This is a genomic window from Morganella sp. Je.2.23, from assembly GCF_051129855.1.
Lineage (GTDB): Bacteria > Pseudomonadota > Gammaproteobacteria > Enterobacterales > Enterobacteriaceae > Morganella > Morganella sibonii.
The window spans coordinates 1-12864 of the sequence record NZ_JBCPSQ010000010.1; the positions used below are offsets into that span (position 1 = coordinate 1).

The 12864-nt window shown below is 51.3% G+C and carries 7 protein-coding genes and 1 tRNA gene; 5 read left to right on the top strand and 3 right to left on the bottom strand.

Going from position 1 to position 12864, the window contains the following annotated elements:
- Window positions 1-47: 47 nt before the first annotated feature.
- Window positions 48-124: transfer RNA gene (locus AAZR23_RS19705), tRNA-Asp, on the top strand.
- Between the two features lie 147 nt (window positions 125-271).
- Window positions 272-1201, top strand: a complete 930-nt coding sequence (metA, locus tag AAZR23_RS19710; protein ID WP_046892718.1) for a homoserine O-acetyltransferase MetA — start codon at window positions 272-274, stop codon at window positions 1199-1201.
- A gap of 53 nt (window positions 1202-1254) precedes the next feature.
- On the opposite strand, the gene AAZR23_RS19715 is transcribed toward metA, so the two are convergent.
- The gene (locus tag AAZR23_RS19715) at window positions 1255-1896 is read right to left on the bottom strand and encodes a bifunctional 4-hydroxy-2-oxoglutarate aldolase/2-dehydro-3-deoxy-phosphogluconate aldolase (protein ID WP_052927737.1); all 642 of its coding nucleotides are present in this window, start codon (window positions 1894-1896) and stop codon (window positions 1255-1257) included.
- Window positions 1889-3748 (bottom strand): phosphogluconate dehydratase, encoded by a 1860-nt coding sequence (gene edd / locus AAZR23_RS19720; RefSeq protein ID WP_434694430.1) that lies wholly within the window; start codon window positions 3746-3748, stop codon window positions 1889-1891. The genes AAZR23_RS19715 and edd overlap by 8 nt, the downstream gene beginning before the upstream one ends.
- A gap of 321 nt (window positions 3749-4069) precedes the next feature.
- Here edd and metH point away from each other — a divergent pair, with 321 nt between their 5' ends.
- Together metH and AAZR23_RS19730 are read left to right on the top strand one after the other, a co-directional pair.
- The gene (gene metH / locus AAZR23_RS19725) at window positions 4070-7750 is read left to right on the top strand and encodes a methionine synthase (protein ID WP_166706890.1); all 3681 of its coding nucleotides are present in this window, start codon (window positions 4070-4072) and stop codon (window positions 7748-7750) included.
- A 693-nt stretch (window positions 7751-8443) separates the two neighbouring features.
- Window positions 8444-9028 (top strand): hypothetical protein, encoded by a 585-nt coding sequence (locus AAZR23_RS19730; RefSeq protein WP_054423567.1) that lies wholly within the window; start codon window positions 8444-8446, stop codon window positions 9026-9028.
- 448 nt (window positions 9029-9476) lie between these two features.
- Here the strand turns inward: AAZR23_RS19730 and lysC are convergent, their stop codons facing one another.
- Window positions 9477-10844 carry a lysine-sensitive aspartokinase 3 gene (gene lysC / locus AAZR23_RS19735; protein ID WP_434694431.1) on the bottom strand — a complete coding sequence of 456 codons (1368 nt, stop codon included), beginning with the start codon at window positions 10842-10844 and terminating at the stop codon, window positions 9477-9479.
- Between the two features lie 281 nt (window positions 10845-11125).
- On the opposite strand from lysC, the gene pgi reads away from it, so the two are divergent.
- Window positions 11126-12778: a glucose-6-phosphate isomerase gene (pgi, locus tag AAZR23_RS19740; protein ID WP_434694432.1), complete on the top strand. Its 1653-nt coding sequence runs from the start codon at window positions 11126-11128 to the stop codon at window positions 12776-12778.
- Window positions 12779-12864: the final 86 nt, after the last annotated feature.

Sequence of the window (12864 nt, forward strand, 5' to 3'; positions counted from 1 at the left end):
TATTAAGTGAGGATGCAGAGAACTGCGTCAGTCACACAGAGATACGCGGAGCGGTAGTTCAGTTGGTTAGAATACCTGCCTGTCACGCAGGGGGTCGCGGGTTCGAGTCCCGTCCGTTCCGCCAACAAACATTAACCCCGATAGGAAACTATCGGGGTTTTGTTTTTTGTATGAAATAAATTCACCTTGCTGTTTTTCCCTCGACTGCTTCGCTCTTTTTCGCTATTTTTAGATGTCCGGATGTCTAAAATAACAAGGAGAGCCCGCTGCTATGCCAATCCGTATCCCTGATGAACTTCCTGCTGTTACCGATCTGCGTGATGAAAATATCTTTGTGATGACATCATCACGGGCACAATTTCAGGATATACGGCCGCTGAAGGTCCTGTTTTTAAATCTGATGCCCAAAAAGATTGAAACAGAACTGCAATTTCTGCGTTTGCTCTCCAATACACCGCTTCAGGTTGATATTCAGTTACTGCGTATCAGCCATCATGAGTCAAAAAATACACCAAGGGCACACCTGGATGCCTTCTATTGTGATTTTGATAAGATAAAAGAGCAGAATTTTGATGGTCTGGTGATTACCGGTGCACCACTCGGTCTGGTTGAATTTCAGGATGTGGATTACTGGCCGGAACTGGATGAAATTATCCGCTGGTCGCAGACGCACGTCACATCAACACTGTTTGTCTGCTGGGCGGTACAGGCAGGACTGAACACGCTTTACAATATCCCCAAACAAACGCTGCCGGAAAAAATCTCCGGCGTGTATACCCACACGACACTGATGCCGCATGCTTTACTGACCCGCGGTTTTGACGGGCAGTTTTCCGCTCCGCACTCGCGCTACGCGGCATTCCCTGAAGCCATGATCCGTGAAAATACCGATCTTGAGATCTTAGCTGCTTCTGAAGAAGCCGGAGCCTATCTGTTTGCCAGTAAAGATAAGCGTCAGGTCTATGTGACCGGACATGCTGAGTATGACGCGGATACGCTGGCAGGAGAATATCAGCGTGATTCGGATGCCGGATTAGATCCTGCTGTCCCGGTGAATTATTTTCCGGATAACGATCCGTCGAAAACGCCGGTATCCAGCTGGCGCGGACACGGTCATCTGCTTTATGCTAACTGGCTGAATTATTGTGTTTATCAGATAACACCGTTTGATCTGAGCATCATGAACCCGACGGCGGACTGATAAAAAAAGCCACCGCGGACGGTGGCAAAAGGCAGACTTAATGCATGATGTCTTTATGCTGCGGCACCGGCAACAGCCTGTGCTGCCAGTGTGGTAATACGATCATAGTCACCGTCACGGAGTGCATCCTCCGGCACCAGCCATGAACCGCCGACACAGGAAACACTGCTGAGAGCAAGATAATCCCGGTAGTTATTCAGGGAGATCCCGCCGGTCGGGCAGAAACGGATATCCGGGAAAGGACCGGAGATGGCTTTCAGAGCTTTCACACCACCATTTGCTTCTGCCGGGAAGAATTTAAAGTTTGTCAGCCCGTGAGCCATACCAGCCATCAGTTCAGAAACAGTGGCGATCCCGGGGATCAGCGGGACAGAGCCCTGATCGGCTGCCTGTAACAGTGATTCTGTCAGACCCGGACTGATAGCAAACTGTGCACCGGCGTCAGTCACGGCTTTCAGTTGTTCCGGATTAATCACGGTGCCGGCACCGACAATCGCCTCCGGTACTTCTTCTGCAATGGCGCGGATTGCTTCTATTGCGCACTCAGTGCGCAGTGTGACTTCCAGCACACGGATTCCGCCCGCGACCAGTGCACGGGCCAGCGGGACTGCCTGATGCAGTTCACGGATAACAATGACAGGCACAACCGGCCCTGCATTTAAAACGGATTGCGCATCTAATTTCTGATCATTCATCGCCATTCTCACCTTTATAAAAACGAATACAGCAGGCACCTTCTTCCGCACCTGAGAGTTGCGTGCGTAACGCACTGAATAGTTCACGACCGGAGCCGTCCCGCTCTGCACTGAGGTCAGGGATGATACTCTGACGTTCCGTCAGAACGGCCTCATCAACAAGCAGTGTCAGCTCACCGGTCTGTCCGTTCACCCGGATCATATCGCCGTCACGGACTTTGGTCAGCAGCCCGCCGGTGTATGCCTCCGGAGTAACGTGGATAGCGGAAGGCACCTTGCCGGATGCACCGGATAAACGACCGTCGGTGACCAGTGCCACGCGGTAGCCTTTATCCATCAGCACACCCAGCGGCGGCATCAGTTTGTGAAGTTCCGGCATGCCGTTAGCCTGCGGCCCCTGAAAACGCACCACCACAATACAATCTTTGTTCAGTTTTCCGGCCTCAAAGGCGGGCACGATATCATGCTGACTGTTGAACACGATAGCCGGTGCCTCAATAATCTGGTTCTCCGCAGGTACTGCCGACGTCTTCATCACCGCACGCCCGAGATTTCCGGTCAGCACTTTGGTGCCGCCGTGAGAGGAGAACGGTGTATTTCCGGATGCAATCACGCTGTCATCAAGAGAGCTGAGTGCCCCCTCCCGCCATTTCAGTTCACCGTTATCCAGCCACGGCTCCTGTGTATAGCGCGATAAGCCGAAACCGGCGACCGTATGCACATCTTCATGCAGCAGTCCCAGGCTGAGCAGTTCACGGATAATCAGCTGTAACCCGCCGGCGGCATGGAACTGGTTGATATCTGCGGGTCCGTTCGGATAGATGCGGCTGAGCAGCGGAATAATATCGGACAGCTCAGAAAAATCATCCCAGTTGATGATGATACCTGCGGCAGCGGCCATCGCGATAAGATGCATGGTGAGGTTAGTCGAACCGCCGGTGGCCAGCAAGCCGACAATACCGTTCACAATGACTTTCTCATCCACCAGTTGCCCGACCGGCAGATAATTGCCGCTGTTTTCGGTAAAGCGGACCACCTGGCGGGCTGCGGCATCTGTCAGGGCAGTACGCAGTGGTGTATCAGGATGGACAAAAGACGCTCCCGGCAAATGCAGCCCCATGATTTCCATCACCATCTGGTTGGAATTCGCGGTGCCGTAAAAGGTACAGGTTCCGGCAGCATGATAAGACGCTGCCTCTGCATCCAGCAATGCGCGGCGATCAACTTTCCCTTCAGCAAATAACTGACGGACATGTACTTTTTCTTTATTTGGCAGGCCGCTGGTCATTGGTCCCGCCGGAATAAAAATTGATGGCAGGTGTCCGAAAGAGAGTGCCGCCATCATCATCCCGGGAACGATTTTGTCGCAGATCCCGAGGTAGAGCGCACCATCAAACATATTGTGGGAAAGCCCGACCGCGGCTGACATTGCAATAACATCGCGGCTCAGCAGAGATAATTCCATACCATCCTGCCCCTGGGTCACGCCGTCACACATGGCCGGAACGCCTCCGGCAACCTGACCGATAGCCCCCGCGCTGTGCAGCGCCGCTTTAATCTGTTCAGGATAGTATTCATAAGGCTTATGAGCCGACAACATATCATTGTAAGCCGTAATAATCGCAATATCGTTATGCGCCATATTACGCAGCTGCTGTTTCTCATCCGGCTGGCAGGCGGCAAAACCGTGAGCCAGGTTACCGCAGGCCAGCTGAGCGCGATGAACGGTTTTACTGCGTGCGGCGCTGATTTTTTCAAGATACCGGGCGCGGGATACACGGGAACGCGCAGCAATGCGGGCGGTAATGTCTGAAAGTCGCGGATGAACCGGCGGGTACGCAGAATGTGTCATAGTCATAGCTCCGTGCTGATAATCGGCCTGTGGCAGTATCAAAGTCTTATTTTGTTACCGGTAACATTGGCATAGATCAGCCGCGGATTGCAACTTTTATGAGCAATTCTCTTTCCTGAATATGATCCACCTCAAATTTAGCTGAAACGAGAAAGCTTTCGGCGCGGATCGAATAATCAGAAAAAGAGGGTTGAGTACCAGTGCGGATCACATCAACATGAAAAACGCTCAGGTTGCGCTTTAATGCACTCAGGGAAAGTTGTGGTAGTATAGACGTTCAGACGGCTATTCAAACAGGCATTGCAGAGCGGAGTCAGATAAATGGATAATAAAATCAGTGTATTAAAAGAAGCGCTTAATCAACGGATTCTGATTCTTGATGGTGCAATGGGAACAATGATCCAGCGCTATGCACTGAATGAAAAGGAATATCGCGGTGAGCGTTTCGCTGACTGGCCGGTCGATCTGAAGGGAAATAACGACCTGTTATCCATTACTCAGCCGGCGATTATCCGTGAAATTCATCATGCCTATCTGGAAGCCGGTGCGGATATTATTGAAACCAACAGCTTTAACTCTACGGTCATTTCCATGGCGGATTATCAGATGGAATCACTGTCTGATGAAATTAATGAGGCTGCAGCAAAACTGGCGCGTGAGTGTGCTGATGAGTGGACACGCAAAACACCGGAAAAACCCCGCTATGTGGCCGGAATTCTGGGGCCGACCAACCGGACAGCATCGATTTCCCCTGATGTGAATGATCCTGCTTACCGCAATGTTTCTTATGATGCACTGGTTGAGGCTTACCGCAGCTCAGTGCGGGCATTGATCCGTGGTGGTGCGGATATCATTATGATCGAAACTATTTTCGACACACTGAATGCCAAGGCGGCGATTTATGCCGTCGAAACTGAATTTGAGGCGCTGGGCGTTAAATTACCGGTCATGCTCTCCGGCACCATCACGGATGCCTCCGGCCGGACACTGACCGGCCAGACAACCGAAGCCTTTTATAACTCCATGCGCCACATCCGTCCGATCTCTTTCGGGCTGAACTGCGCCCTCGGGCCTGCCGAACTGCGTCAGTATGTGGCGGAGCTGTCCCGTGTGGCAGATTGTTATGTCAGTACCCATCCGAACGCGGGCCTGCCGAATGCGTTCGGCGGTTATGATCTGGACGCGGCTAATATGGCGGATTATATCCGCGAGTGGGCACAATCCGGTCTGCTGAATATTGTCGGCGGCTGCTGCGGTACCACGCCGGATCATATCCGCGCGATAGCTCAGGCCGTGGCGGATATTCCGCCGCGTGTCATTCCTGAACGCCCGGTCGCCTGCCGTCTGGCGGGTCTGGAGCCGCTGACTATCGATGAAAATTCCCTGTTTGTGAATGTGGGGGAGAGAACCAATATTACCGGCTCTGCGCGGTTTAAACGGCTGATTAAAGAGGGTAATTACCAGGAAGCACTGGATATTGCCCGTAACCAGGTGGAAAACGGCGCCCAGATCATTGATATCAATATGGATGAGGGCATGCTGGATTCACAGGCCGCCATGGTGCGCTTCCTGAATATGATTTCCGGTGAGCCGGATATCGCCCGCGTACCCATTATGATCGACTCCTCAAAATGGGAGGTGATCGAAGCCGGGCTGAAATGTATCCAGGGTAAAGGGATTGTGAACTCGATTTCCCTGAAAGAGGGAGAGGCTGCCTTTATCGATCATGCCAAAAAGGTGTTACGTTACGGCGCTGCCGTGATTGTGATGGCTTTCGATGAAACCGGTCAGGCGGATACCCGGCAGCGCAAGACAGAAATCTGTCAGCGGGCTTACCGCATTCTGACCGAACAGGTGGGTTTCCCGCCGGAAGATATTATTTTTGACCCGAATATTTTTGCGGTGGCAACCGGGATTGCGGAACATAACAACTATGCGGTTGATTTTATTGAAGCCTGTAAGGACATTAAGGCGACACTCCCGCATGCGCTGATCTCAGGCGGGGTATCCAACGTCTCTTTCTCGTTCCGGGGAAATGATCCGGTACGCGAAGCCATTCACGCTGTTTTCCTCTATTACGCTATCCGTAACGGTATGGATATGGGGATTGTGAATGCCGGGCAGCTTGCTATTTATGATGATTTGCCGTCGGTACTGCGTGATGCGGTGGAAGATGTCATTCTGAACCGGCGTGAGGATGCCACAGACCGGCTGCTGGCACTGGCGGAAGAATATCGCGGCAGCAAAGGGGAAAATGATCAGCAGCAGCTCGCGGAATGGCGGGGCTGGGATGTTGAAAAACGTCTGGAATATGCGCTGGTAAAAGGGATCACTGAATTTATTATTGAAGATACCGAAGCGGCACGTTTGCGCGCGGATATCCCGATTGAAGTGATCGAAGGCCCGCTGATGAATGGTATGAATGTGGTCGGTGATTTGTTCAGCGAGGGTAAAATGTTTCTGCCGCAGGTGGTGAAATCCGCACGGGTAATGAAACAGGCAGTGGCGTATCTGGAACCCTATATTCAGGCTGCGAAAGCCAGCGGTACCAGTGCCGGGAAAGTTCTGCTGGCGACAGTAAAAGGCGATGTGCATGATATCGGCAAGAATATTGTCGGCGTGGTGCTGCAATGTAATAACTATGAAATTATCGATCTCGGGGTGATGGTACCCTGTGAAACTATCCTGCGGACAGCGATTGAGGAAAAAGTGGATATTATCGGGCTGTCCGGACTTATCACGCCATCGCTGGATGAAATGGTGCATGTGGCCAAAGAGATGGAACGGCAGGGATTTTCTCTGCCGCTGCTGATCGGCGGTGCCACCACATCAAAAGCACATACGGCAGTGAAAATTGAACCGAACTACAGCGGGCCGGTGACGTATGTACAAAATGCATCGCGGACGGTCGGAGTCGTGGCGGCATTACTGTCGGATAAGCAGCGGGATGAATTTGTCGCCCGCACCCGCAAAGAATATGAGGTTGTCCGCGACCAGTTTGCCCGCCGTCAGCCACGTTCAGCCCCGGTAACACTCGCACAGGCGCGGGCAAACGCCTTCACACCTGATTGGGATAACTACACACCGCCGCGCCCGGCGTTTACCGGGGTGAAAACAGTCAGCGCACCGATTTCGGTATTGCGCCGTTATATTGACTGGACACCTTTCTTTATGACCTGGTCGCTGGCCGGTAAATACCCGCGCATTCTGGAAGATGATGTTGTCGGTGAAGAGGCCCGCCGCCTGTTTAAGGATGCAAACGCGATGCTGGACGAGCTGGATAAAACCGGTACGCTGACACCGCGTGGTGTGGCCGGTATCTTCCCGGCTAACCGGATCGGTGATGATATTGCGGTTTACCGTGATGAATCCCGTGAAGAAATCCTGTTATACAGTCATCACCTGCGTCAGCAGACACAGAAGAAAGATAATTTTCCGAATGCCTGTCTGGCAGATTTTGTCGCCCCGCCGGGTATTCCTGATTACCTCGGGGCATTTGCGGTCACCGGCGGGCTTGAGGAGGATACTCTGGCTGCACAGTTTGAGGCGGAACATGATGATTACAATAAAATCATGGTAAAAGCACTTTCTGACCGGCTGGCGGAAGGCTTTGCGGAGTATCTGCATGAACAGGTGCGCAAAACAGTCTGGGGCTACAGTCCGGATGAAGACCTGGATAATGATTTGCTGATCAGGGAAAACTATCAGGGTATCCGCCCGGCGCCGGGTTATCCTGCCTGTCCGGAACATACGGAGAAAAGCAAAATCTGGGAATTGCTGGATGTGGAAAGCCATACCGGTATGCGTCTGACAGAATCGTATGCCATGTGGCCGGGGGCATCGGTCTCCGGCTGGTATTTCAGTCATCCTCAGAGCCGCTATTTTGCGGTGGCTCAGATTCAGAAAGATCAGATTGAGGATTATGCCACCCGTAAAGGCATGCCGGTGAAAGAGCTTGAGCGCTGGCTGGCACCCAATCTGGGGTATGACCCGGAAGACTGAGTATTATCGGGTATCAGTCTCCTGTTCCGGTTTGCGTTAACTGCCGGTATCTGTTCTGCGTATAGTGAATCACGCAGTATCACTGTACGCCATTATCAGAACAGAAGGAGAATCGTATGAGTTTACTATTTAATATTGTTAACGGCCTGGCCGGGGAGGCTATATGACATTTCCCGTTTTCAGACCGTTAGTGATATCCGCTACTTTTGTATTATGCAGTGCATTTGCCGGTAACTGCCGGGCGGAGGCTGATTTGCCATGTACAGAAATGATTAAGCGAAATAAAGTTATAATACCGGATGGCGTAACATGCTTCAGCAAAGAACCGTTACCTGCCTGCCCGGCTCTGTGCCGGCCCTCAGCAGTTGAGAAAAGAGACGTTCCGTTTTCTTGTTTTCGGCCGGGAGAATTTTCACCGTTTGATATGTTTGAGGTCATCACAGTTCCGAAGACCTGTGAAAGAATACTTCCTGTGAATATCTCACCGGACACCACACCATAATCTGAAACGAAACAGGATAACCGGCCGGGATCCTGTTACCCTCTCTTCTCAATTATCATCTGATGTGACAGCCCGCTCTTGTCATTGTTTTTTTCATCCCCATTTATAGAGAAGCAATTATCCCGTACTATGGCAGTCAACAGCCGTGACCGGGCATATCCGATTCAGTCATAAAAGGGAGTGATGAGACAATGTACCGTTTCTATATTCAGGATACTTTACCTGCCGGGTGCCTGCCCGCGTATTCGCTGCCGAAAGCAGATCAGCCTCATTATTATGAGTTGGACGAGAGCATCCTCAATGCTGCACTGAATATCATGCAGATCACTGATGTGCTGGATACAGACAACATACCTGATGATGACTGTTTTAACCGTATCTGGCTGAAAAGCGAACTGACTCCCGCCCGGGCATCAGAAGTTTATCACTTCTTATATCAGCAGCAATTGCCGGAACCGGTACCGTCACCGGATGAAATCGCCGCATTTAAACAGGCGAGAGCGGATGAGCTGGCATTACTGAGCCGGCGCAGCCCGAAAGAGGGGTATGTGCCTGTCCACAAATTTGCCACACAGGATGCCTGGCGGATCATGCCGGAAGAATGTCTTATTATTGCCGGTGTTCTGACTGATCACATGCTGGAAGATAATAACCTGGTGGTCAATAACATCGCATCACTGTGTAAGATCAGTCACAAAACACTGGAGTATGCGCTGAGAGGCTGGCGGGAATTTAATTTATTCGCGGCAAAACATGGCGGATATCAGGTTTGCTGATGGTCTGACCATATTTCAGGCAAAGTAACCTGTCAGACAGATGATGTTACTTTGTGTCATCAGCAAATAAAATTAATTCACCGGGAAGTAATAATACATAGATAGTAATCGTAATCAGCATAATTAATTCCCGGCACTATTGATTAAAAATATTTATATTGTTTTTGTGGCAGCATTAATTTTATTAATGTTAAAACCCGGGATACACCGTATAATTTTTTATGAGGAGCAGAGGTAATACTGATAAATAATTCATTGTTATTTATGTTTCCTCCCATGATCGTCTTACTCTTCTTTATATGCAGGAGCGCTCAATATTGTGATACAGCGGACAGTATACGGTATGTAAGTACCCGTCCTTGTGTTTCATGTTGATCCCCGTTTCGTGTGATTTGATCGCCTGACGCTGACCGCGTCAGGCGTTTTTTTTATCCGCAATGGAAAGCACTCAGAACAGATCGCGGTGGAGCGCACGGATGATGTTTTCGGCATCATTACCCGGAACCAGCAGACACATGTTGTGTCCGCTTGCACCATAACTGATCATGCGGATGTTAAACGGCTCAAGGGCGCTGAAAATCGTTTTACCCAGCCCGTGTGCACGGGTGAGCTCATTACCGATAACGGCGACCAGTGCCAGATCCTGCTCAACTTCTATGCGGCACAGGGCTGATAACTCCGCGGTCAGTTCATCACTGAGCAATGTACCGTTGGTGTGTGTGGAACCGACGGTATCCAGCGTCAGGGCAATGCTGACTTCTGATGTGGTAATGACATCCACGGAAATATTATGGCGGGAGAGGATAGTAAAAATCTCCGCCAGAAAGCCGCGGGCATGCAGCATTTTCAGGCTGTGCAGTGTCAGCAGAGTCTGATGGCGGCGTAATGTCAGGGCACGGAACAGCGGCGGGTTCGGATCATTGTCACACACCAGGGTGCCGCCCGCACCGCTCTCTTTGCTGGAGCCGACAAATACCGGGATACCGCTGCGCACGGCAGGCAGCAGCGTGGCCGGATGCAGGATTTTCGCCCCGAAGTTCGCCATTTCCGCCGCTTCATCAAAGGTAATATGGTCAATCGGATAAGCGTCCGGCACAATGCGCGGGTCTGTTGTGTAGATCCCCGGCACATCTGTCCAGATATCCACACGCTGGCAACCGAGAGCCTCTGCCAGCAGTGCTGCCGTGTAATCACTGCCGCCGCGTCCGAGTGTGGTGGTACGCCCGGTTGCTTCACGGCCGATAAATCCCTGTGTGATCACCGTGCCCTGTGACAGACGCGGGGCAAGCAGCTGATCACAGCGCGTGTGCAGCACCCCGGTATCCGGCTCTGCCCGGCCGAAACTGTCATCTGTCTGCATGACCTCACGGACATCAAACCATTGCGCCTGTGCGCCCTGTTCCCGCAGCACTTCGGTAAACAGCAGCGTCGACATAATTTCACCATGACTGACTATTTCGTCCACCAGCGCGCTGGATGTTGCCAGTGCGGCTGCATCGGACAATGTGGTGATATTACCCAGCAGGCGGTCAATCTCATTCTGTACTGCTGCGTTTTCCGGCAGGTGAGACAGGATTTCATATTGCGTATCGCGTATCTGTTTCAGACATTTTTCACGCTGCGCGCGCGGGCATCCCTGAGCTAATTCGATTAATGCATTGGTGATCCCGGCTGAGGCGGACAACACCACCAGTGCCACACCGGGGGTCTGCAGAACGACCCCGGCACTTTTCCGCATGGCGTCATAATTTGCCACACTGGTACCACCGAATTTTGCAATGACCTGCTGAGCAGGCGCGGAAGATGCTGACGCCATAATGAATTCCTTATCCCGTAAAGTGAAAAATGTGAGCTGTGTTACACTGATAGAATTATAGGGATTGCCGGAATGAGTCAATATTGATTAACGGATAATCAATATCTTTCATAATGACAGGCAAATTATCGTTTTTTGCAATATTCCGTTTCTGCTCTGGTTTTGTTTCTGTTTTTTGAGCAACATCACGGAATGACAGATGCATAACGTCTTTATCGTCAGGACAGAGTACACTTTGTTGACACGATTCAGTTTTGGTTTTCAATGAAAAGAGAGCTGCAATGAAAAATATTAACCCCACTGATACTGCGGCCTGGAAGGCGCTGGAACAGCATTACAACACAATGAAGACTGTGCATCTCCGTGACTTATTTGCGCAGGATAACGACCGGTTCAGCCGTTTTTCTGCCACATTCGGCGAAGATATGCTGGTGGATTATTCCAAAAACCGTATCACACAGGAAACGCTTGATAAGCTGCTGGCACTGGCTGATGAGTGTGATGTGCGTGGGGCTGTCCGCAGTATGTTTTCCGGTGAGAAAATCAACCGGACAGAAAACCGTGCGGTTCTGCACACGGCGCTGCGTCACCGTGATAACACGCCGGTGATGACTGACGGGCAGGATGTGATGCCTGAGGTTCGTGCTGTGCTGGAAAAAATGCGCGTGTTCAGTGAGCGGATTATCAGCGGGGAGTGGAAAGGTTATACCGGCAAAGCGATTACTGATGTGGTGAATATCGGTATCGGCGGCTCTGACCTCGGCCCTTATATGGTGACAGAAGCACTGCGCCCGTATAAAAATCATCTGGAAATGCATTTTGTCTCCAATGTTGACGGCACACATATTGCCGAAACGCTGAAAGACCTGAACCCGGAAACCACGCTGTTCCTCATCGCATCCAAAACCTTTACCACCCAGGAAACCATGACCAATGCTCACTCCGCACGTGACTGGTTCCTGGCTGCCGCTGAAGACCCGGCACAGGTGGCGAAACACTTTGCGGCGTTGTCCACGAATGCGGATGCGGTAGCAGAGTTTGGTATTGATACCGCAAATATGTTTGAGTTCTGGGACTGGGTCGGCGGACGTTATTCCCTGTGGTCTGCCATTGGTTTGTCTATCGTGCTCTCTGTCGGTTATGACAATTTCAGCGCACTGCTCGATGGCGCATACGCCATGGACAAACATTTTACCGAAACAGAATTCTCACAGAATATCCCGGTGCTGCTGGCGCTGATCGGTCTGTGGTACAACAATTTCTTCGGCGCGGAAACAGAGGCGATTCTGCCTTACGATCAGTATATGCACCGCTTTGCGGCCTATTTCCAGCAGGGCAATATGGAGTCCAACGGGAAATATGTGGATCGTAATGGCAAGGTGGTTTCTCATCAGACCGGGCCGGTTATCTGGGGTGAGCCGGGCACCAACGGACAGCACGCGTTTTATCAGCTGATCCATCAGGGCACCAAACTGATTCCGTGTGATTTTATCGCACCGGCGCAGAGTCATAATCCGCTGGGGGATCATCACAGCAAGCTGCTGTCGAATTTCTTTGCGCAGACAGAAGCGCTGGCCTTCGGCAAAACCCGCGAACAGGTGGATGCGGAATTTGCCGCACAGGGTAAAAATCCTGCAGACATGGATTATGTCGCACCGTTCAAAGTCTTTGAAGGTAACCGCCCGACAAACTCCATCCTGCTGAAATCAATTACCCCGTTCAGCCTCGGGGCTCTGATCGCTATGTATGAGCATAAGATTTTTGTTCAGGGCGTGATCATGAATATCTATACCTTTGATCAGTGGGGTGTCGAGCTGGGTAAACAACTGGCAAACCGCATTCTGCCGGAACTGGCGGATGAAACACCGGTTGATAGTCATGACAGCTCCACCAATGGTCTGATTAACCGGTTTAAAAACTGGCGTCAGCGCTGATTTTTCTTTAACCGCGCGTTTTATAAACAAAGCCGCTCTGCATTGCGCAGAGCGGCTTTATTTTTAGCAAAAAAATGTCAGTAACG

Bases quoted from the DNA above. Each gene is read 5' to 3' on its own strand.
- metA (WP_046892718.1), top strand. From the start codon at position 272: ATGCCAATCCGTATCCCTGATGAACTTCCTGCTGTTACCGATCTGCGT.
- AAZR23_RS19715 (WP_052927737.1), bottom strand. From the start codon at position 1,896: ATGAATGATCAGAAATTAGATGCGCAATCCGTTTTAAATGCAGGGCCG.
- edd (WP_434694430.1), bottom strand. From the start codon at position 3,748: ATGACACATTCTGCGTACCCGCCGGTTCATCCGCGACTTTCAGACATT.
- metH (WP_166706890.1), top strand. From the start codon at position 4,070: ATGGATAATAAAATCAGTGTATTAAAAGAAGCGCTTAATCAACGGATT.
- AAZR23_RS19730 (WP_054423567.1), top strand. From the start codon at position 8,444: ATGTACCGTTTCTATATTCAGGATACTTTACCTGCCGGGTGCCTGCCC.
- lysC (WP_434694431.1), bottom strand. From the start codon at position 10,844: ATGGCGTCAGCATCTTCCGCGCCTGCTCAGCAGGTCATTGCAAAATTC.
- pgi (WP_434694432.1), top strand. From the start codon at position 11,126: ATGAAAAATATTAACCCCACTGATACTGCGGCCTGGAAGGCGCTGGAA.